Genomic DNA, 22,292 nt, shown 5'->3' with positions numbered 1-22,292 from the left:
ATGAATAATTTTGTTGAAACTAAAGTTGGATTTATCGAATCAATATCCAAAGGTAATTCTACTGTTAGGAAGCAAGCTGTCTGCTATAATCCCCGCGAAGGCTTGATACTTCCTGTAAATGCCTTTCTACTCGATAGGCGTTTCAACCGAGGTAAATCCTGGCGCACGGTCGAAGCAGACGGGCGGTCGCTGTGTCAGTGGTGGGACTTTCTCTATCTGAAACGCGTGGATTATCGCGGGGCCGATGTCGACGACCTGAGAGATTTCATCATCTCTGGAGGAACACGATACGGCAATGTGGTTCGATTTCCTGGCACCGACCCACAAACAAATTTCGATGAAACGACCGCAGCCAAGGCGGACACTATTCTATCGTTCTATAAGTTCCTAAAGGACGAATATGATGTGTGCTTGGAGGGCGGGCCGGGAGAAACACTCGGCGACGTCCGCAGGAGGGCGCTGGGCAGAGTTCGCTATCGTGAGCAGGAAGGGCAAGACGAAAAGCAGCCGGCCTTCGCCTATCCACGTTCGGAGAATCCTAGGCTTCGCCATCTCAGGCCGACGCCCACACCGGAAGAGGCGACGGAAATAATCAAAGCCACCGCCAAGGCCCATCGCTCCTTTCATGTTCACTCGTATTACTTAATAGCTTCGCTGTTCAGGTTCGGTGGATTGCGGGCTGGAGGATGTGAGTCGCTCACCCTGAGTGGCTTTTTCGGCGCCATGGCTGTGGAAACGGCTTTCATGAAAGCCGGTCTGGCCTCGGCCCTTAGAAAGGGGCACCGTCTAAATGATTCTCAATTCGAAATTGTCGAATGCTTGAACAAGATGCTGCAACTGGGACGAACATACCTGTTCGTGCCGGTCATTGAGAAAGGCTCGATACAGCGCCTTGCGCCCATCCCCATTAAAATCGCGATCGAATTAGTGGATTACATCCTCAACGAACGCAGGCGCTTCATCGAGCAAAAAAGGCAGAAATATTCCTACGACCCTCCAGACAACGTGTTCCTGTCAAACAAAATAACTGGCTCCAAATTCCTTACCGCCGATGCGATCAGCAACAAGATCGCGCTGATATTCCGGGATTGCAAAATCGCAGGAAGCGGACACCGTCTTCGAGCAACGTTTTGCGAAAGCGTCGTGCGAGATTTGTATCTCAGAGACAGGGGCGCCAACGGTAGAGCTTGGCAGCCTAATGTTATCATTGCCATTGCTCGCAAGTACCTTGGTCATATGAGTGACGAGGCGATCAATAGCTACCTCAACAACATCGCGTCCAATGAGTATGCCTGGGCGGGGGAGCCCGTCTTGGTTCGTGATTCAGACGATGCGGCCGTCATGAGAGGCCTTTCAGATGCTCTGGAAGGCACCAACGGGAGGGACGTCGCAAGGGAGCTCCGTCAGTGGGCGGATCGAATGTCGATCCCATCCCGAGCGGAACCGAATCTTTTCAACGCCGTCAAAACTTTGGAGAACGGCTAGCGAGGAAGAGCCCGGATGTCGTGCGCTTGGTAATCGCTGTCTAGCCTCCGTTGCCCTGCCAATGCACCGTCATCGCGTACCGGAAGGATCTAACAACCGAGATCGAAAAGACCTAGCGGTGGCAGGCGACCAGCGCTGGCGGAAACGCAGTCGGTTAGAGGCGAGGAAGGGCCATCGTCAGCTTTGCCTGCCCATTCGACCTGGTCGCGACACCACCACGGCGGCCTCGACTCCCTTTATTCTCGCGAGGCCGGACTGCAGTTCGTGGTGCTGTTCTGAATGAGCCGAGTCGTCCCACACGAACGCAACGATCTTGTCGAATGCCTTCGTGGTGCTGAGATAGAGAGAGGCGTCGGCGGCGACTTCATCGATGACTTTCGCAAAATCGGACTGCGCGCCTCCGCGCATGTACTTCACTTCGATCAGAGTCCTGATCGAGGGAACCGCTAGATCTACCCTGGGCCGCTTATGCCCGACCGAAGGGAGGTTCTCCTCGTCTTCGAGGTCCGGAAAGATCGGTGCGAGGATCGTCCAAAGAAGCGCCTGTACATGGTACTCGTTCTCGACGTGCCAGACGGCGATCTCTGATCGCGGAGTCCGCGGCTTCGTTTCGAATGCCCAGTGTTTCATTGCCCGAGGAACACCCCGAAGAGCCAGCAGCAGATCATCGAACCCGGGGCCGACAATCCGTACATGAGAGCTTCTTGCGACGACGCCGTCAAACGCTGAGAGACGAACCGAGAGCATGTCGAGGCCGAGGTTGGGACTTGACGGAAGCTGTGAAGCAATCTGCCAGGCGCTTGTCGCCAAACCATCGTTTGCGCTTCCGATTCCACGGAGCGCCAGTGCGAATGCAAGATCGGCCGGATCCTGCGGCGCCGGTCCGGTTCCAATGAGATATCTTGCCGCCGAGACGAGTCCCAGCGCCCAGGCGTTGTCGCCAACCTCCTTGGCCGAGCGGGACAGCAGGTCGCTCAACCAGGTCCGGTCGAGGAACTCCCTGACCACGAGCGCCATACCGAGCAGCGCAATCCCATCGATTTCGACACGCAGTGGCCTGCCTGTGCTGAAGAACTTCCGCCCGGAGAACTGCTGGATCTCGTTCAAAAGAAGGTTGTTCTGGGCATCGGACAGGAGACCGCACGTCTTGCCGTAGCCAAAAGCAGCGACTTGCTCGGGGAGCATATTGTTTTCCGAGGCAGCTAACGCGCGCGAAACCTCCTGTGACAGCCGGTCAACGTCACCGTGAATCCAAGCACTGAATGCCCGCACATGTATCGCCGCGTCGGTGGCGGCGACGGCGCGTACAAGTTCCTGACGTATCGTGCTGAGATCGATCATTGTTAGAGGAACCACGGCTTATGACCAATGGCTCCGAAGGTCACGGCATCCGGATCCCAGCCTTTCACCGAAGCCAGACCTGCAAGCCGCTCGGCAATGAGATCGGAGTAGCGAATTGTTATGGGGAATGGCTCTGGTGAGAGCATTCGCCAGGAGTGGGCGGAGAATGCAAATGCCTGGCGGGAGAGATAGGTCATGTCCTTGAACGTCGACCTTGGATGGAGCTTAACGAGGGCAGGCCGCGGCATCCCGTCAGTCACCTGCTTCAGTTCGGATGCTCCCGCGAACACAACCAGGGACTCATAGTCGCTGAGACGGATATGAAGCTGTCGCGCGGGGCCGAGGACACCCTTCTTCCCGCCTCTCGCCGCGATGCCCTTCTGAGCGTGATCGAACACCAGAAATGGGTGGTCCGGGGCAATATGCAGGTATGCCGCCTTGACATCGCCCAGCCCCAGTTCGCCCGTCAGAGCCTCGATCGCCTCCACCTCCGAATCCTTGAAGGGTTTGAACGAGTGAAAAACGAGCCTGACCTTGTCAGTGCTCCGCCAGTTGTCTTCGATCCGGACGGCTTCGATCGTCCGCTTCAAGGTCTTGCGCAGTTCCCCGGGATAGCGGTCATAAGGGACCGCGGAGGTCCGGTCGCTGAGCAGATAGCTGCCATCGCTGGAAAACACGGTAGTGATGCCGACATGCCTCATATGGGGGCCAAGCCTGCTTTCAGAACTGGCGCTCGACCCCAAGCCGATGACAAGCTCGTGGGCGACCGTCTGACTGGAAGCAAGCAGCCATGGCGTGCCCCCGAGCTTTGCATACGTCGCCAGGCTCAGATGGTTCATCGGAAACACGAGATCATTATCCGGGAACGACATCGTCTCAAGACGAACGCTTTGAACGGGCACGTCACGCCTGAGGAAGATGGATTTGGTGGTGTAGTAGGGGTTCGAACCATCGGCGAGCGACTTGAATTCCTCTTCGATCTGGACAATCGCAAGATCCCACTCGAAGCCGCCGTCGCGAGCCTTGTCCAGCGCCTCGCGACTGGCGACCGCATAGGCTTCGTCCGACGTGCCATCGGCGAGGAAATAGTGCACGGTAGGCTTGTTCAGGCGGAAACGCTTGATGAAGCCGTCTCCGTAGCGCGCGAAGCTCCTCCCCTGCTGAAGAACCTTCGGCATTCCATGCAGGAATTTCGCCACGAACTCGTCAACGCGCCCTTCGAGGCGCGCCTGACAGACGACCGCGATATTCAGACCCTTCGGACTGAAGACCTGCTCATCGTACGGGCCATGATCCTTCAACCCCCGTTCCGCCCAGTCGTCCTTCCGGCTGCCGCTCGGATCGAACAGCAGGAAAGGCTTCTCGATGATTTCCCGTGGTGGGAACAGACGTCCCTTGGTAATCAGTGGGGCATCGATGGCAAAATTGGCCCCAGGAACTGCGGCGGGCTTCTTATCCCTCAGGTACTTTACGATGCTGTCGATGTGCTCCAGCTTGCCCGGGCCGGACGCGAGGTGCTGCGAGGCCCGCTGGGACTGCTCAAGCACGCGCTCGGCATCGCGCCCGAGAACCTTGCGCACACATTCCTCGAAGTTTTCCTTACGCGGTTCCAGGAAGGCCAGTTTCGCTGCGACTTTGTCGTAACCCGGCTCGCAATCCTCCAGAAGGAGCTCCTCGCCGTTGATGCTGCGGACCCGGCCGACAAGCTTCCGCTTGGGCATGATCCGGTCATCGACCGGAGGCAGCTCGACCTGGATGTATCGGCCGACGATGTGCACCCCGGCATGGATGAGCACGTCGCAAGTCGCGGAAATGAAGGACTTTGCTCGGACATCGCATACGACGCTATGGATCCTCCTGCGGCCGACGGTGATATGTCGGGTATGGATCTCGGTGACCGACAGCCGCTGGAGCCAGTCCGGCAGATTGGCATGTTCGATCAGCGGAACGCGCGCACCGAGGAACTTCAAGGGATTGTTCGACAGGATAGGCCGCTTGCCCAGAAGCTGGATAAGCGATTCCTGCAACAGCATCGGCCAGAAGATCTGGTGCTGTCTCAGATCAATCGTTTCTTGGACATGTCCAAGCGGGACTGCGCCCGGCGCGATCGGAATGTCGATGATGCTTTCAGCTCCGTCGCGCCGGAAGACATGAGTATCCCTGAAGTCGGCGCGCAGCTCAGCAAGGCGTTCCTTGTCGTAGTTCTGACGTCCGACAAGAACGCTACAATTACCTTCCAAGGAGATCGGCGCGAAATTAATCGTCAAATCCATTGAAGTCGCCAACAGAATCAGGTTCGTGTGATTTGAGTCTATAGTGGCGGTAAGTCTCCGCAACCAGAAGTGTTGGATTTTTAAAGTAAATCGGCGAGTGAAATGCCTCTATGCACAGCTATTCGGCTGCAGTCGAGGACATCGTCACGATCCAGACGGGTCTCGGAAAAATCTAGGAAGAACGCGCACGGCTGGGCTCCCGATGGAGCCGCAGCAATGTTGTAGAGCGCGGACGCAGATCGAGCATTTTCACGCTCGATGCTCCCGGTCGCCATTGCAGACTGGGACGTGGGCTTGGCCGACAGGCGAACGATGTGGGGCCAGAAGAGCTGGTCTGCGGAATAAGGCGGCGAAATGGACGTGTCCCTCGACAACTACGGTCGCGACGACTTGAAATGATCGAACGTCGTCTCGAACTTGCCGATGAGCCGTGCCTCGATCCTTGCATTCAGGGGAGTGAGACCCAGCTCGTGGTTCTTCCGATGGGCGGCGAACAAGGTTTTTACGCTCGGGGATTCCGCAGTTCCGACGAAGTAGCGGTCTCCTTTGTAGACGTCGTTCAGCAGCCCAAGGAACGAGCGTCCCAAGCCGATCCCGATCCCGGAGTTCAAGTAATACTTGCACTCAGCGGCGAGCACGAGCTTGCTGCTCCGAGGTTCGACGTTCGACGCGCGGCAAATGTCGGCCTCGCTCTTGTAGAGCACGGCGACATCGCACTCGTGTGCGATCTGGGAGCGACCTGCGACATAGATGCCAACGTGAGCTTCCAATGTGGGCCGCCCGGGAAAGTCGATCTCGGCGTGGCAGTAGTCGTGAGCTGGCGAGAAGATGTTGGAGGGAGACGTTCTGAACCAGAAGCTTGCCGGACGATTACCGTGCCTGTTTCGGAACCTTATCGTTGCGCCCTCATTGCGTGCGGCTTTCAAGACGAGGGCCCAGATGTAGGCCTCATAGAGGTCGTACCCGGCTGACGCGCTATTCAGATTGGCTTTAGGAAGACCCGCAAGCGCGGCGTCGATCTCGGTCAATAGGTTGGGACGGAGTGGCATTAAATTGTGGCCTCGCGTGGTTTGGCCAGGCCCGTTCGGATCTCGTTGATGAGCGACTCCAACGTCGATGCTTCGATCAAGGTCGTGACCAGCTCTGCAGGGGTTACCGTTCGTGTCGGAGTGCTTACAACATCATTTCCGAACCGCAGAACGCCATCGAACTCGTTGACGTCCAGCCCCTCCAGGGACTTGTTGATCTCGGCCGCCATCCGGGCAGGGGCGACGACGGACATCTCGACGCCGCGAAGCAAAATCTCAATCTTCTCTCGGCCGGAGAAATCCTGCCTTTGAATGAATTCCGCACTCGATGAGCTTCCTATTCGACGGCCAGCAACAGGATCGACGATTTCCCGCTCGCCAGGCACCTTGAGCTTGATTGGAACAGCCTTTCCAGCTTCAATTTCAGCCAATATCGGTGTCAAATAGTCGTCGCGACCCTGAAGCTCATCTACATCTCTTCGCGATGTCAGGATCGTAACCAAATGAGTGTATAGGGCTTCCACTTCGTCTTCGTCCATTGTCACACCGTCCGCCCGTGGCGAGTTGCATTACCGGTAGCATTTCTATCTCGACGCGCGAAAACCTCAAGCGGCTTCGACGATCGTTTCCACAGGAGTTGGCGCTTCAAGATTGTCGTTTACCCGGCATGGATCAGTAGGTCGCCGGTGGATCGCGTGGGTTTTAGAGCAAAGGGCGGGATAGGTTATGCCGACTGGGCTCGACATCGAGGAATGCCTTGATCATTGGGAGACCCAGATGACATGGGTGTTGCTCCCTGCACAGCAATCGCCACCAAAGACGCCGCCGCAGTCTATTGAACATTCCTGACCACATTCTTGAAGATTTGCGATCATGAATGCCTTCAGGCACTACCGAGGCTCAAAGACGCGCGCTTCCGGAGTTCGTCCGGAAACCTGATCGGTGTTGGCATTGCGACGCCAGAACTGGAACAAGTCCATGCCCTCGCCGAGCATTTCGGTGTGCAACAACTGATCAGTCGTCTCCTCGTCGTACGGCGCCGCCAATCCGGAGAGCTCGCTCGTGTCGCCTAGCGCGACATGATCGATGAGCTTCAATGCGCCTCTGTCGCATCCGACCGCATCCTTGCCGAGCACGAGCCTGGCCCCGGGCGTGACCCCGACGCGGTAAATTTCCGGGCTGACGATCTCGTACCAGGCAGGCTCCAGCATAATCGAATGATGGAAATAGAGGTGAGGGGCGGCCAGGATGTCGACCGGGACGTATCGGGCCACCGCGCTCGTGCGGCCTTTCGTGCTTCCTCTGTAAACATCAAGCGTGAGCTTTGCCTCTGTCTCCCGGAAGGATGTGGTCTGAAAGCTGATCTGTCCATTTGAGGCCATTGCTATCCTGTGGAGATCGTCCTCGCCGCCGATTTTGTCGAGACTGGTGAAGTCTGCGGCACCGGGGTTCGATACCTGATGCAGCCGCCATCATCGATGCGGCGAGCGTCAGAGTCGGCTCACCGGTCGACATCGTCGCCGTCGATACCAAGATGACGGCTACCTCAACGTCGCCAGCGATACTGGGGACAAGGCCGTGTAATGCACGCCGAGGAGTTCAAGGCCGAGGTCAGCGACATCATGAGACAGACTTGGGATGCCGCCCGCTTCTGGGTTGTCCACGAGCGCCGTGAAGACCGAAGAGATCCTGAAGCGAGCGATTTCCGAAACGCAGCCTCTCGCCTGACGCGAGGGTACAGCGGAGTGGTCGTCGTCAACGCTCAGCCTCCTCGGGAGACGCGACAGCGCCAATGACTTGGAACTCGTCTTCGTTTGCTTCGAGCAGGACTTCCACAGGCGGAATTTTCGTGCGCTACGCAGGAGAAGGCTATCTCCCCAAGACGACTGACGTCGTTCGGCGGCGTGTTGAACATGCGTTCAGCCTGCCTTACGTTCGGCTTGATGGTGAGAGCAGGGGTTTTTCTTGAAAGGCATTTTCGATACCAAGCGGGACTCCGGTTACAATGACGAAATCGCGTTCCGGTACCATTTCCCGAAACAATACCGCGGCATCGCCGAGACATTGGTAGGCGATCGTATCGTCTATCGAGAGCCGCAGAGGAATGGCGGTCGCAGGGCATATGTGGCGACGGCGAAGGTCATCGCCATCGAGGACGATCCCATCAAGCCCGGCCACGCCTACGCCGTCATGGCGGAATATCAGGAGTTCGATGAACCCGTGCCCTTCGTCCGCGATGGCCGCTACTGGGAGACGTCGCTGCTGTCAGTAGCAGACCCCACGCGCGTTGGAGCATTCATCCAAGGGAAATCCATTCGCGTCATTCCCGAGACCGATTTCGCGGCCATAGTCCGAGCGGGGCTTTCCGAGACACTCGCGGCCGACAACGCCATCCGGTTGGAACTGGATCCGAAGCACGTCGATAGCCCCACACAGGAGCTTCTCGATCTCCCGCTCATTGAGCAGGAGCGCCGTATCGAGCAGATCCTGATGAACCGAAAGATCCGGGGAGCCAGCTTCCGGCGCAAGGTCTGCGACGCCTACGACAGCCGTTGCGCGATCACCGGGCTGCGGATCGTCAACGGCGGCGGCAAATCCGAGGCTCAGGCGGCCCATATATGGTCGGTCGCCGAGGGCGGACCGGATGTCGTTCAGAACGGCATCGCGCTGTCGGCAACCGTGCACTGGCTCTTTGACAGGCATCTGATCTCGTTGACCCACGATTACCGGATCCTTGTTTCACACAACAAGGTGCCATCGGAGTTGCGGACGCTGTTTGCGAAGCAGATGGATCGGATACATTTGCCTGCAGATGAGCGGCTGTGGCCGCACCCGGCGTACGTAGCGAAGCATAGAGAGAAATTCAGCGGGATTGTGTAGGGCGCGATTGGACACCCCACGAGAAGTGGAAGCAAGAATCCGCTGCATTCATTTCCGCCCAACCCAATTGAATTGCTCGCCTGTTGTGCTTCGCGACGCCGAGGCGAGGATCTCGAGCTGCAAGCCGCTGTCGCCGTTAGGAGCCCTGAACCAAGACTTCGCCAATTTGCGAATGACTGGATTTGATCAGGTCTTCTACCTTCAGCGGTATTGCGGTCTATCGTGGGTATATGTCGGATCCAGACCGCGGCCGGTGGCAAATCGCTCTCGCGAGAAAGTCGCCAATTCTTTACTCGGGTCTATGCACGCGCTCGGCAATCTCCTACCAGAGAGGGCGGCGCCGACACCCATCGTGGGCACGATGACTACGACAAGAGTTCGCTACGTCAGTTTGCAGCGCCGTTAAGCATCTTTGATCGAGGATCTTTGCGATGCTGCAAATCTGTGTCGGGACAGTACTCCCGGCGCGATTCGTTAGTCTAGTGCGCAAACACGTATAAATTTAATCCGGTAACTTAAATTGCTATCGCAGAATGCAGTTGGTCTTGATAGTGTACCGCGAGAATTCTGGGGGAATCATGCAGACTGCTATCGATCTCTATTCCGGCTGCGGCGGCATGTCGGTTGGTGCGGCCATTGCAATCCCCGGTCTGGAAGTGAAATGGGCGCTCGACATTGACAAGAACGCGACCGCGACCTTCAAGAAGGCTCATCCGAAAGCGCTAGTCGATTGCTGCGATGTCTCGCTGGTATCCGCGACCGACGTGATAGAGCGCGCGGGAATTGAGAACATCGACTGGTTTTTCGCGGGTCCGACATGCCAGGCCGTAAGCACGATGGGCGTCTTCCATCTCGATGATCCCCGCAACGCGCTCTTCGTACATTTCATCCGCTTGCTGGACGGTTTTACAGCGGCTGGACGGCGTCCGCGGCGCGTCATCATGGAAAACGTTCCGGGCGTCGTTTACGGCAAGAACCTCGTCATAGTGAAGGAGCTATTCACCCTTTTCGAGGATCGCGGTTACCATGTTTTCGCCGACGTCGTGAATATGGCCGATTACGGCCTTCCGCAGCTCCGCAATAGGTTCATCCTTGTTGCATCGGTGGATCCGATTCCATCCACCTTTCCGAAGCCGACGCATTCTGTCGATGGCAGCCATGGTCTATCCTCTTACGTTACGGTTTCGGAAGCTATCGGTGACCTGGTAGCCCCGACCAGCAGAGACGGGAAAGCTTCAACCAAGTTACCGTCTGCGCCAACTGCGTTTCAACGTTTCGTCGCGAATTCCGATGGTGAGCTTGCGAACCACTGGTGCAACGTTCTCACCGACCTCAATCGAAACCGGATCTCCAAGGTGCCGCAGGGCGGTTCTTGGAAAGACATCCCGCCGGAACTGCTCCCTGACCGTTTTCGCCGCGTGCGCCTGACCGACTACGCGACACTCTATGGTCGGCTGCACGAGGCTTCGCCTGCCTACACCATTTCTGCCGGCTTCGGGAACGTTACTTCTGGCTGCTTCACGCATCCGCTGCATGATAGACCCCTCTCGGTCAGAGAAGGCGCGCGTCTTCAGGGTTTCCCGGACAGCTTCGAATTCACGGGGCCGCGCGGGAAGCAATACAAGCAGGTTGGCAACGCTGTCCCGCCGTTCTTCATGGCCAAGCTCATTCCGCACCTGCTGCATGGCGCCGAAGGGGTGAAGGCGAGGATTGATAAAGACGCGCTGGCTCAGGGCAAGAAGCTACCTAAGATGGTCAAGCGCTTCATGGGCAAGAAGAACGAGTCTGAGCGTGCCCGAGACGGCTACGGCGCCGGAACGTACTGGCCAGTTGGCTGGGGCGAGCCGATTGCGGCCGACGCTGTCGCTGCCAATGGATATCGATTGAGCGAGATGCCGCTACGGTTTCGTCGCGATGAATGGCGCGCTTCGCGCGACAAGTTCGCCGATCAGGATCTTGTTGCCGTATTCGAGGAGCAGCAGCGCCGCGGCATCGTACCCGCCGGTGTGGTTGCGTTGCCCCTGACTCGGGAAGGCGCTGTTGACGCTATCGATCGGGCCATCGTCCAGCTTCTCGCCATCGTCGGATCGAAGCCGGGGCAGATCGAACTAGACATTCCCGTCCGCTATCTCCGGGCCCGCCTGAAGCTTCTACACGACCAGCTTTCCGAACGGCGCGTCTCGAGCCTTCCGCCGCTGGCAATGCCGGAGGTTGGCGCTGCCGTTCTCCTTGGAAGCGACGAGGGGACGTTCCGCCTTGCGCGGCTGACCTTCGAGGACACGGACATGTCGGATGCGTCGCTCAGGGCTCCGCATCTTGTGCTCCACCCCGAGCCGCCACGCCAGAAGGCCAGGGGCAAGTCTGCGGAGGACGAACTGCGCTACCGATAGGGTATCGGGGCAGGCTTCGGTTGGGGATCTGAAGGTGGGGGCGAAAGAAGATTGAGAAGTTTCGAGGCGGAATGCATCGAAAGGTATTTTCTGGCTCCGGGCAGCACCGGTCCGATCGGCAGCGTCTACGTCGCCGATGACGATCTCCTTGACATCTTCGGGGTGACCGATCTCGATGTGGCTCGCAAGCGGCTCATTCAAAACCTTCCGCACATCGACATCCTCAAGGCTCGCTTTTCCGGCGAAATGGCACCCCTGAAGGGCAAAGCGCCGGACTATGTGAGGATCCTGGTATTCCTCTGCTGGATGCAGACGACCAGGATGAGGCATGAGGAGGATCGAGATTTCCGCGACGACCTTCTTGCAAAGCAGCTTAACGAGCACTTCACCGGGTTCCCGATGAACGGCCTCGACCTGATGTGGTTTCACCTGAAGGAGTTCCTCTGGCGGGAACACCACATTGATCTTGCTCTGCCCGAACACGTTCCCAGCCACATCAGCCGGATTGGTCGCACGCTTCAGATGGCCTTTCCAACTTGGCGGCACAAGAATGAATTGCGAAGGGTAAGGGATCTCATTCCTCCGGGGAATCTTCTCGATCCCCTCACCGTTGCCAACAGGTTTCAGACATCGAAGATGCGCGGCGAGACGATGCAGTCGTTCGTGTACAACTTCGCGAAATTCGATGAGGCGCGGAAACGCGGCGTGCGCGAATATGTGGGAACACCCTTCTGGCAGGCCTGGTACTCGATCGTGGCCGACCTGGCTGCGCTCGAGCACATCGAGGTTGCAGAGGGCGATTTCGGGGAACATGAGCTTTTCAGGGTCTCGCCGCTCGGTGTCCGCGTGGCGATTTCAACCCCGGAGGAGGCGCTTACTTTCATTCCCAAGGCTGTTGAAAAGCTCGTCCGGAGCGGGATCGTTTTCCTGGAAAATCTAGGCTTCGGTAGATACCGGGCAGGAAAAGCGGAATCCAACTTCCTCCTGATGAAGAGATCGAAGCTCTCTGAATGCGACTCCGATGCCATCCGATCCGTTGCCGGACTGAACGCCGACTGGGTTGTGGCGAGCTTCAAAAACCAGCTCGGAGGCGGGGTCCAGGCGGCAGGCGCGCCGAGGGAGTTCGGCTGGCGGGACGGCATCAGCGTTGGCGGGGTTGGCGGCGCCTACCTTGGACGCACACCTTTGGCTCCGATTATCTCAGGCCCGGTTCCGGCGGCCATCCGGGTCGAGAAGAACGGCAAGACGATCGACATGGCTCGGCGCGATGACGGCCTGTCGTTCAAGGACGGGATCCACTCGGGGCTGTTCGTTGCCCGCAGCCACCGGGAAAGCCGCGAAATCCTGCTCGTCCCGAGGGCGAACGAGGTCGGCGAAATCCGCCGTCTTTCCTTCGACTTCTCAAGGGAGATCTCCGAGGACGAGTTCCACCACGACACGGTGCCATCGACTGTCTCCACCGTCGAGGAGTGGAGCGGCAACCGTGTCCCCCCCTGCGATGCGCTGGTGACGATCGGCGAAGCGCTCTACGAACGGTCGGCACGGGGGCTTGCGGTCTCCGAAGCCATCGAAATCATCCTGAGAGGCATGCCGGAGGACGACCGTCCGTCCGAATGGGATCTCCTTCGCTCCTTCTCCGATGCCGGCTGGCTGGAGATGACCCTTCTGCGCCATTTCCCCGTGCGCCGGATACTTCAGAACCCGCTTATGGCCGAGAGCGTGGGGTCGGACCTCGTCAGGATCAGTGGCCCCACGCCGATCGCTGTGCTCGAACGACTCCATGCCGCAGGGGGAGCGGCCGGGGCCAAAGTCGAGACATGGAACGGCCTGTCGAAATGGTCGCTGCCCCGATATGCCGTCAGATGTCCGAACGAGCGCGTGCGCCGCGATTTCATCGAAAGGATGGCCATCGCTGAAAAGCCCACACCCAAATTGGCTGTCGCCGATGTAGGCGACCCCGACGGAGTGCACGGCTACGAGGTGATCGGCAGGCTGGACGAGGAACGCGGCTTCTTCGCTGTCCGCTATGACGACAAGGTTGAAGATGGTCTCTACCGACTCGAGAGGAAGGAATCGCGCAACCCCTTTCTCTACCGCTCTGTCATCGTCGGAAAGCCTGTGAAGACCTACGTCTCCCCGTCCGTGGCGATACTGTCCCACCATCTGCGCGCCGGCGGCCCATTGTTCTTCCAACCAGACGGCATCCTGCAGGCAAGGAGGCCCCGCGTCCTCCTGCCGTCGAGCTGGGCGAGATGGGCATCGGACAGGGTCCTGTGCAACGCCGCTCCAGGGACTTCCAAAGATGGGTGGCGATACCAGTATGCCATCGGGGCCTCCTCTCTTTCGGCTCTCTGCCGCCTCGTGTCCGTCACGGACAAAGAGCAGGACGACGGGGAAGAGGAAGCGCACGGCATCAGGTGGATCGACAGGTTTCTCGCATCGGCCTCCAACAGGGGTCGTGCGATCCATGACAGCAGAACACGGACGACGCGGATCGCACGCGTGATGGCCGAAAAGAGATAGAAGATGTCAGTATCAGGCAAGACGGTCTACAGGGTGAAGCAGGTGCTCGCGCACGACGTCGCGATCATCGTTGAAGTGAAGAATGGAGAAGCTCAAAGTGGCAAGCTGAAAGAAACCCGCGACAGCAGGATAGTGCTGCGCGGCGTAGGTTCCTTCTGGCTGGTCACGGGCGAGAAGGAACAGAAACTGATCGTGCAGAAGGACGATGTCTCCGTTCCGGCGTTCGCAGGCGGCATATCGACCATGGCGTCCAGAATCCGCGGCTCCGTCTTCGAGCTTCCGAAGCTCGGCAATGACATTTCAGGCCCGGGGAAGCTCGATGCCGTGGCGTTCGCGACCGTTACGAAGCTCGATGTCGGCTACAGCCCGCACGACGGCAGCTTTGGGGAAATGGTTTCCGCTCTTTCGGAAGGCTCGCTTCAGGTTCCGCTAGGCTCGTCTGTTTCAGCGATTGAGGTGCAGTCCGGGCGCTGGCTGACATCGGGGTTCGAAGCACACCACGCCTCGGGGCGCTACAAACTGGGCCAGCAGTCCTTGCGGTCGGTTGCCACGTCCGCGCTCAGGAACAGCCCCGAAACCATGAAGCTTGGGAACGGTCTTGTCGTGTTCGTCTCCCCACCCAAATGGTCGGAGCCGATGGACACGGATCTGCGGTCGGAGGAGGAGATCCGCGAGGCTGTGGAGCGTTGGCTCTCCAGGTCGAAGGAAGCGCTGAGCCTTCCCGGCGGCGCGGGTTCGATGCAGCCTGCAGAACTTCTCCGCCTGCTGGCCGCCAGAGCCATCAGCGATGAGGAGAAGGGTGATCTGGCATCGATAGCGGCGCGTCTGTCTGAGCGCAGCGAGCTCGCCGACATCCTGCCTGAAATCCTGGGACGCGATCCCGCGTACTTGAACAGGCTCGCAGGCTTCGAGCAGACGGAGAAGGCGCGCCTGCGATCCGAGCTGGAAGAGCGGATCCGCAAGGAGACGGAGGTGGAGAGCGCAAAGCTGGCGGCTCTTCGAATCGAAGTGTCGGACGCGGAATCGAAGCTGGCCACGTTCTCCCACCGGGAGGCGCTGCTCAGGGCCGAGACCGAGAAGCACGAGGAAACGCTGCGAAGCCTGCTCGCGAGCGCAGCGGAAGAAATAAGAAGCGAATCCTCCCGCGAAACTGCAGCCATCCGCGACGAAGTCACGCGCCTGCGGGATGACATAAGACATATCACTACCGCCGCTCCCGCGTCCGCAGAGCCAGTTGCCCCTGTGTCTGTTGTGGTCGAACAGACCAAGGAGGCGGTTCCGGCAGCCCCTCGGCTGCTGCCTCTCGCCTCGGAAGAGGAGAGGAAAGAAATCCTGTACGAGCTTGCAGTCGCAACAGGGCTGACGCTTGCCGATGTTGCCGCCGTCGTCGCGACATGCACAGATGTTGTCCCAGTGCTGCTCGGTCCCGATTCTGCTGCGGGTGCGGTCGACATTGCAACGGCTCTTGCCGGAGACGACGCCGCCATCGTCTTTTGCGACCCCACCAAGATCTCCCTGGCCGATCTCCTGAACGACGAGCATTCCGGTCTCAGGACGACCATCGAGAAGGCGAGGGAGCGTCCCGCGGTGCTGTTTGCCGCGGCCTTGTGCAGCATTACTAGCGGTCCATGCGAATACTGGCTTCCCCAGATGATCGAAATGAGGAGGGTCGGGCGTCTTCCGCGCAACCTTGCGTTCGTTGCAAGCGCGGGCGCCGACGGCCTCCGGGTTCCGATCCCTGATTCCACGTTGCGGCACCTGTTCCCGCTGAAGCCCTCGAAGACACCCCGTTCCGGATCCGCGAAGTTCCAGGGTTTCTGGCCGGTGACGAATCTGGATCAGGAGAGGGTCCGCCAAGCGGTTGCGATTCTCGTAGACCGCGAGGTGAAGAGTTCTGCCATGCAAACCGTGGCGCGGGCGCTCGCACGGACCCCGTCGTGGATCAAGGGAACCGAGGCAATCGACGTCTTCCTGAAGCAGGTGGACTGGCTCGCAGCGACTGCCGCGGGCAGCGAGCACGAATACGACGAATATTTCATAAATATGGAGGGCTGAAGAATGTTTGATCCGATTGGCGGCTTTAACCGAATGATCGACCAATTCCTAGCGTACCTGGACACGGCGTACCGGATCGATGATCCGCGCATGTCGGCGATGAGGAGGGAGCTTCTTTCCACGCCGGGCCAGCTCGCCCTCGACCCGATCTTCGAGGCCGTCGCACGCTACAAGCCCGTCAGCTATGGGCTGGAAGGGCTGATCGACGATCCTGAAGGCCGCCTGCCTCATTTCTCGCGGAAGGAGCGGCAGGCCTTCGCCGAACTCGCGCTCTCCGGCCTCTTTGATCGGAAGGATAAATCGAGCACCGAGTTCAAGGGCGCGTACGCTCCCTATCTCCATCAGGTGCAGATGCTGGAAAAAGGCGCAAGAGACGGAACGCCCGGCATCGTCACATCGGGAACGGGTTCCGGCAAGACGGAATCGTTCATGCTCCCAATCCTCGCCCAGCTCGCGAAGGAGGCGACGAAATGGCCCGCCCCGCTGCAGCCTGTCGATGACACCTGGCTGGACGAGGGCCAGAAGTTCCGGCTTCATCGCAGGAACGAGCATCCCGACAGGCCGAAGGCGGTCCGCGCGCTCATCCTGTATCCGCTGAACGCCCTCGTCGAGGATCAGATGGTGCGTCTCCGAAAAGCGCTCGATTCCGACGATGCGCAAGACGTGATGGCGCGCCACTTCAACGGGAACCGCATCTTCTTCGGAAGATACACGGGCAAGTCCCCAGCCAAGGGTTTCCTCGAGCATCCTCGCAAGAGCAAGGATCCGTCCTGGAAGGCGCGAAACAATCGCGAGCGGAAAGAACTGCGTACCGGTCTTCGGCGCTATCAGTCGATCCAGAACCGATTGGCTACTGATGTCGATCCGGATCTGCGTTACATCTTCCCCACGACTGACGGGGCCGAACTGATATCCCGCTGGGACATGCAGGATACCCCGCCGGACATCCTCGTCACCAACCAGTCGATCCTCAATGCGATGCTGGTTCGCGAATTCGACGATCCGATCCTGACCGACACGCGCGCGTGGCTGATGGAAAACGAAGACGCGCGCTTCTATCTCGTGCTCGACGAGCTGCACCTCATACGCGGATCCGCAGGTGCTGAAATGGCAGGAATGCTCAAGATCCTTCTCGAGCGGCTCGGCCTGACCGACCCGGTCCACGCCTACAAGCTTCGGGTTCTTGCATCTTCCGCATCGCTCCCGATGGACAAGGAGAACGCCGAAGCCAGCATCGCCTATCTCAAGAACATGTTCGGCGACGCGGGGACTGCGGGGACCGACGATCTCGACGCGGCCTGGAAAAACAGCGTCGTCACGGGCGAACCGATCGAGGTCAAGCGTCCCGAGAACATGCCTACCCGCGATAGCCTCTCTACCTTGGCACGCGCGTTGGACGCCGTCGACTACCGCCGCAATCCCCGCGATCTTGTCGACCACTTCCTCTCCGCTGCAGCGAGCATTCCCGGATCGGCCGGGAAGACCCCTGCGGCCATGCTGGAAGCGGCAACAGTCTGCGCTGCGGCGATGCTGGACTATGCGCTCCAGGATCCCGCCAAACTCGGCTCCAAACGCCCGCGCACGGTCGATGACATCGGAAATGTTCTGTTTGAGGCTGCGGATAGAGACGCGGTTCGAGGACTGTTGGCTCTCAGGGCCATCCCGGATCTTCCAGGGCCCGATCACAAAACCCCGGTTCTGTCAGCCGAACTCGTGCCCGACCCAGCCATCGTCGCATCGCTGCCGGGCTTCAGGATGCACTGCTTCGTCCGCAACATCGAAGGGCTGTTTGCATCGATTCACCGGGAGGATGACGGCACTGTCGTATGGGGAACCCCCAGCATCGAACGCGGACAAACCTATGACGGAGAAAGCGACGACGAGGGGCGCAAGCGTCTCTTCGAGTTGCTCTACTGCGAAGCATGCGGCGACCTATATCTGGGCGGCAAGCGGGGGGAACGCGTTCCCGGCTCATCGAGCAGAGTTTCGCTGCTTCCGGCGCCGCAGGAACTTGAAAAGCTCCCGGAGAGTGCTTCATCGCTCCGCTTCGAGGATGCCAGCTTTCTCGAATTCGCCCTGTTCTGGCCGAGTCTCGGTCAGCCTGAGACGGAAATCCGCACGGGGAGAACACCCTACGGATGGGCGAAGGGCTACCTCAACCCCCGGACCGGGGTGGTGAGCCAGAACGAGGAGCCGGGCGACGTTCCCGGATATCTCATGCTGTGGTCCGGCACCGACGGCTTCCATCAGCGCAAGATCGAGGACGACGGCACCGCGGTTCCGTTCTGCTGCGCCAAGTGCGGCACGGACTATTCCGGCCGATACCGACAGGCGAACTCAACGAGGCGCGAAGGCCGCCTGTCGCCGATCCGAAGCTTCAGAACAGGTTTTGCGAAGACCTCCCAGCTCCTCGCAACCGAACTGGTTGCGTCCCTGAAGGCTCAGGGTGGCGACGGCAAGCTGGTCGCCTTCTCAGACAGCCGCGAGGATGCGGCTAACCTCGCACTCGAGGTCGAGGTCCAGCATCAGCGCGATCTGCGGCGCGAGATCCTTATTGCCGCTGCGACGCGCATCGCCGCCGACCATACGTTCACTCCGGACGATGAAGCCGAGTACAAGCGGCTCAAGCAGGAAATCATCGAGCTGACGATGGCCGACAAGGAGACCGAGCATCTCCAGCAGCGCTACAAGGCTCTTCAGAAAAGGCAGGCCTCCGCCGGACAGCCGCCGAGCGTCCCGCTGACAGAACTCTTCGAGTTCGAGCGCTCCAAGGCGGGGAACCTCACGCGACCAATCCTGACCCAGCTTATGAAGCTCGGATCCACGCCCGTCGAGGGAGCGGACACCAAGCTCTCGCGCATCAACAAGCGCCACGCGTGGTACGAGTTCTTCGAAAGGGATGGAAGCGATCAGATATCGTGGAAGCACGATGTTCCTGAAGAACAGCTCAAGCTCATCCGCAAGGCGCGAGAAAAGGTTCAGGACGAGCAGCCACCGGATGCCACGGACCTGCTTTTCAGCAAGACCTACTTCGCGCTTGAGGAGACCGGACTTGGATGGCCGAGCTTCTACGGCCCCGAGGAATATACGCCTGAGAAGTCGCGCGACGATGCCATGCTCCGGATATTCGCCGATGCCTACCGGATTACGCCGAACAGATTTCAGGAGGATCCGCGCAACGCCTGGAGGAACGCCTTCGACATGCTCGGACGTGGCGACAACAAGCTCCGGCGACTGATGTCGCGACTCACGCAGCATCCGGAAAAGGAATGCGACGACTTCCTCGAAAAGCTCCGCACGACGCTGCGCCAGCCACGCGGCGACGGTTCGATCGACATCAGCATGCTCTATTTCCGTGCTGCCGATCCGGCCGCTGCCGCCTGGCGCTGCGTCCTCTGCGGGCGTGTACACCTTCATACGGGGTTCGGCAGATGCACGCGATGCGGAACGGCGCTGACCCGGCCCGAAGACCTGACCGCAGGCAAAATCGCCGGGGAGAACTTCCTCGGCCGCCGTGTGCAGCGTGCGATCACGAACGGCGAGGATCATTTCAGGCTCAAATGCGAGGAGCTGACGGGCCAGACAAGCGATCCGGCCGAACGCTTGCAGCAGTTCAAGGGCGTCTTCGTCAAGGAGGACGACGAGAGTGACGAGGACTTCCGCTGGCGAAAGCTTTTTGAAACTTCCGACCTCCTCTCCGTCACGACGACAATGGAAGTGGGCGTGGACATCGGTTCTCTGCAGGCGGTCTATCAGGGCAACATGCCGCCACAGCGCTTCAACTACCAGCAGCGCGTGGGCCGCGCCGGCCGCCGCGGGCAGGCGTTCTCGACCGTCCTGACCGTCTGCCGCAGCAAGAGCCACGACATCCACTATTTCCACAATCCGATCGAGATCACAGGATCGGCTCCGCCGCCGCCATTCATCACGACGGGTCTGAAGGACATCCCGTCGCGGCTTCTCCGCAAGTTCTGGCTGGTCGAGGCGTTCCGTCTGCTCTGCAGGGAGGCTGGGAACACATGGGCTGGCGACGATGTCGTTCCCGGCGACATTCACGGTGAATTCCTGTACTGCCGCGAATATTTCCGAGACGACATGGACTGGCGAGATCGGCTGGCTGACGCACTCCAACGGACCGAAGATCGGCGCACCCGTCTGGCAACGATCCTTGCAGACGCTTCCAAATGCAAGGTGGACGAGATCCTGAATGCGGTGTCAGTGCATACCGTCCTCGAGGACATCGAGAGCCTCCGGGAGGAGTTCAGCCAGCAGGCAGTGGGAATCGCGGCGGCGCTCGCAGAACGCGGGCTGGTTCCACTCTACGGGATGCCCACGAGGTCGCGAAATCTTTACGTGGAACTGAAAAAGGCCGGAAAGGGGAACTTCGAGGCCGAGTGGGACACAATCGACCGCGACCAGGACATGGCGATCTTCGACTTCGCCCCTGGAAGCGTCCGCACGCGTGAGAAGCTGCGCCACCTGTGCGTCGGATTCACAGGAAGCCTGCTTCCTCCAGACCAGTTCGCCTCCGATCTCACCGGCCCCGTAAGTCCGCTCTCCGACTGGAGGAAGGATGACTTCGACCTCAGGTTCTGCGGAAAATGCGGCGCATGGAGCAGGGGAACCGCACACACCACAAACTGCCCGTCATGCGACGAAGTTCTGTCCGACACTCCCATTCATTGCATCACGCCTGCGGCGTATCGGACCGTACTCGAGCCATCCGCCGAAAGCCTCAGGTCGAAGGTTGGCCAGCGCATGACCCTCGCCAGCCTGGGCAAGCCTGACGCGCAGAAGACGGATGCCAACCTCAGTGTCAACTTCGCTGAACAGTCCGAGATCTTCCTCGTCAACCCCGGCTTCCGGGACGACAACAACTTCACTGGGTTCGAAGTACAGGAGGCCATCGACAACGATGCCCAGCGCATATGGTGGTGGAGAGACAAGCCAATGCTGAAGTTGGCTGGACAGGCTATCGCAACGGATGTCCTCGCGGCCGACCAGGGAGGCCGCTACAGGGCCGTCGACGAGCCTCCGGTCAGCGCGTGGCTAGCCTCCACCAAGGTCACCAACTCGCTTCAGATCGGGCCCGTCAAGCTCAATCCGAACCTGCGCCTGCTCGACATGGACATCGGCCTGTCGATGAAGCGGCGCGAACCCAGTCGCACGAGCGTCCGTGCCGCTGCGATCTCCGCGACGGAGATACTCGTCCAGCGCGCCGCCCTGGACCTCGACATCGCCCCCGAGGAGTTCGACGCGCTCGCGCCGAACATCATGGTCTCGCCGAGCGGGGAACGCCTGCCGTATCTTCAGATATCGGACGCGCTTCCGAATGGCTCCGGCTTCTGCCGACACCTTCTGGGCGATAGCACTATCCCAGTCTCCGCCCTCATTCACAGCATCCTCGATAAGGAAGGAGAATGGCCGAGAACGGATGTCGCCGACGCAGAGCACATGAAGCGGTGCGGCTCCTCCTGCTATAGGTGCCTGCAACGGTACAACAACAGGAACTTCCACGGTCTGCTCGACTGGAGGCTTGGGCTTTCCTACCTGCGGGCGATGGTCGATCCCTGCTACGAGTGCGGGATCGACGGGGACTATGGCCACTTCGAACTCAGCGATTGGTCGGCGATGGCCATGGACCTTGCGCGGCAGACCAAGACGTTCATCCCTGGCAACACTGTATCGAGTGTCAAGGGGAGGCCGGACATTCCAATCTTCTCCCTCAATGAGCAAAACAGCCGATGGGGCGTTGTCATTCACCCCTTATGGAACAGGGAGCGGTTGTTCAACCTGCTGGGCCTCGACCAAAACCATGTTCCCGTCGACAGCTTCGAACTGTCGCGACGTCCGCTGTACGCCCTCGAGCGTGCCCGCGCCTAGGCGTGGTGACAGTTTCGTTGTTTATACTCTTCGATGGTCGAAACGATCTTCCTCACTATCGCTTCGACCGCCTCATGCTCCCAGAATCGAAGAATTGTCCAGCCGATCTCGGCAAGGTGCTCGCGCACCCGCCTGTCACGCGCGCGGTTGCGTTCGATCTTCTCCATCCAGAAGGCGGTGTTCTTCTTCACCGATGGCGGATGGATATCGCACCCGTGCCAGAAGCAGCCATCGAGAAAGACGGCGATTTTTAGTTTAGGCAGGGCGATGTCGCATGTGATACGCTTCATTCCGGGAACGGGATGATGAACTCGATAGCGAATCCCTTTCGCGTAGAGCTGCGATCTGATCGAAACCTCGAATAGATTGTCCCGCCCTCGCGTGCGCTGCATGCGTCGACGGACAGATGGCGTTGCCTCGAGATCCATGCGTTA

At 59.5% G+C, this 22,292-nt stretch carries 12 protein-coding genes and 1 pseudogene; 7 read left to right on the top strand and 6 right to left on the bottom strand.

The genetic code is table 11. The features are described from left to right. Positions 1-1,485 (top strand): hypothetical protein, encoded by a 1,485-nt coding sequence (locus OIU37_RS17725; protein WP_264258187.1) that lies wholly within the window; start codon positions 1-3, stop codon positions 1,483-1,485. 177 nt (positions 1,486-1,662) lie between these two features. Here OIU37_RS17725 and OIU37_RS17720 read toward each other — a convergent pair whose 3' ends face one another. The 5 genes from OIU37_RS17720 to OIU37_RS17700 form a co-directional block, all read right to left on the bottom strand. After that, the gene (locus OIU37_RS17720) at positions 1,663-2,826 is read right to left on the bottom strand and encodes a hypothetical protein (RefSeq protein WP_264258186.1); all 1,164 of its coding nucleotides are present in this window, start codon (positions 2,824-2,826) and stop codon (positions 1,663-1,665) included. 2 nt (positions 2,827-2,828) lie between these two features. Beyond that, complete coding sequence (locus tag OIU37_RS17715; protein WP_264258185.1) at positions 2,829-5,099, bottom strand: hypothetical protein; 2,271 nt, start codon at positions 5,097-5,099, stop codon at positions 2,829-2,831. A gap of 374 nt (positions 5,100-5,473) precedes the next feature. Next, a complete protein-coding gene (locus tag OIU37_RS17710; protein WP_264258184.1) occupies positions 5,474-6,127 on the bottom strand; it encodes a hypothetical protein in 654 nt (217 codons plus the stop codon). A gap of 20 nt (positions 6,128-6,147) precedes the next feature. Further along, entirely contained in the window at positions 6,148-6,666 is a 519-nt protein-coding gene (locus tag OIU37_RS17705; RefSeq protein WP_264258183.1) for a hypothetical protein, read from the bottom strand. A 351-nt stretch (positions 6,667-7,017) separates the two neighbouring features. Further along, a complete protein-coding gene (locus tag OIU37_RS17700) occupies positions 7,018-7,509 on the bottom strand; it encodes a hypothetical protein (protein WP_264258182.1) in 492 nt (163 codons plus the stop codon). 145 nt (positions 7,510-7,654) lie between these two features. Here OIU37_RS17700 and OIU37_RS17695 point away from each other — a divergent pair. From OIU37_RS17695 to OIU37_RS17670, 6 genes and pseudogenes are all read left to right on the top strand, one after another. After that, a pseudogene (locus tag OIU37_RS17695) lies at positions 7,655-8,017 on the top strand (hypothetical protein); the annotation flags it as partial. 75 nt (positions 8,018-8,092) lie between these two features. Next, entirely contained in the window at positions 8,093-9,007 is a 915-nt protein-coding gene (locus tag OIU37_RS17690; protein WP_264258181.1) for an HNH endonuclease, read from the top strand. Between the two features lie 533 nt (positions 9,008-9,540). Next, the gene (locus tag OIU37_RS17685; protein ID WP_264258180.1) at positions 9,541-11,397 is read left to right on the top strand and encodes a DNA cytosine methyltransferase; all 1,857 of its coding nucleotides are present in this window, start codon (positions 9,541-9,543) and stop codon (positions 11,395-11,397) included. Positions 11,398-11,448: 51 nt separating this feature from the next. After that, positions 11,449-13,920 (top strand): hypothetical protein, encoded by a 2,472-nt coding sequence (locus tag OIU37_RS17680; protein WP_264258179.1) that lies wholly within the window; start codon positions 11,449-11,451, stop codon positions 13,918-13,920. A 3-nt stretch (positions 13,921-13,923) separates the two neighbouring features. After that, positions 13,924-15,975: a hypothetical protein gene (locus OIU37_RS17675; protein ID WP_264258178.1), complete on the top strand. Its 2,052-nt coding sequence runs from the start codon at positions 13,924-13,926 to the stop codon at positions 15,973-15,975. Between the two features lie 3 nt (positions 15,976-15,978). Then, positions 15,979-21,858 carry a DEAD/DEAH box helicase gene (locus OIU37_RS17670; protein WP_264258177.1) on the top strand — a complete coding sequence of 1,960 codons (5,880 nt, stop codon included), beginning with the start codon at positions 15,979-15,981 and terminating at the stop codon, positions 21,856-21,858. On the opposite strand, the gene OIU37_RS17665 is transcribed toward OIU37_RS17670, so the two are convergent. Continuing rightward, positions 21,855-22,286: a very short patch repair endonuclease gene (locus OIU37_RS17665; protein WP_264258176.1), complete on the bottom strand. Its 432-nt coding sequence runs from the start codon at positions 22,284-22,286 to the stop codon at positions 21,855-21,857. The two genes, OIU37_RS17670 and OIU37_RS17665, sit on opposite strands and share 4 nt — an antisense overlap. Positions 22,287-22,292 lie beyond the last annotated feature (6 nt).

The sequence above is a fragment of the Rhizobium sp. BT-226 genome (assembly GCF_025847085.2).
Classification (GTDB): domain Bacteria; phylum Pseudomonadota; class Alphaproteobacteria; order Rhizobiales; family Rhizobiaceae; genus Rhizobium; species Rhizobium sophorae.
The sequence above is the reverse complement of the archived record's forward strand: the minus strand, read 5'-3'. Positions and strand labels throughout refer to the sequence as shown.

Bases quoted from the DNA above. Each gene is read 5' to 3' on its own strand.
- OIU37_RS17720 (WP_264258186.1), bottom strand. From the start codon at position 2,826: ATGATCGATCTCAGCACGATACGTCAGGAACTTGTACGCGCCGTCGCC.
- OIU37_RS17700 (WP_264258182.1), bottom strand. From the start codon at position 7,509: ATGGCCTCAAATGGACAGATCAGCTTTCAGACCACATCCTTCCGGGAG.
- OIU37_RS17665 (WP_264258176.1), bottom strand. From the start codon at position 22,286: ATGGATCTCGAGGCAACGCCATCTGTCCGTCGACGCATGCAGCGCACG.
- OIU37_RS17670 (WP_264258177.1), top strand. From the start codon at position 15,979: ATGTTTGATCCGATTGGCGGCTTTAACCGAATGATCGACCAATTCCTA.
- OIU37_RS17685 (WP_264258180.1), top strand. From the start codon at position 9,541: ATGCAGTTGGTCTTGATAGTGTACCGCGAGAATTCTGGGGGAATCATG.
- OIU37_RS17715 (WP_264258185.1), bottom strand. From the start codon at position 5,099: ATGGATTTGACGATTAATTTCGCGCCGATCTCCTTGGAAGGTAATTGT.
- OIU37_RS17725 (WP_264258187.1), top strand. From the start codon at position 1: ATGAATAATTTTGTTGAAACTAAAGTTGGATTTATCGAATCAATATCC.
- OIU37_RS17675 (WP_264258178.1), top strand. From the start codon at position 13,924: ATGTCAGTATCAGGCAAGACGGTCTACAGGGTGAAGCAGGTGCTCGCG.
- OIU37_RS17705 (WP_264258183.1), bottom strand. From the start codon at position 6,666: ATGGACGAAGACGAAGTGGAAGCCCTATACACTCATTTGGTTACGATC.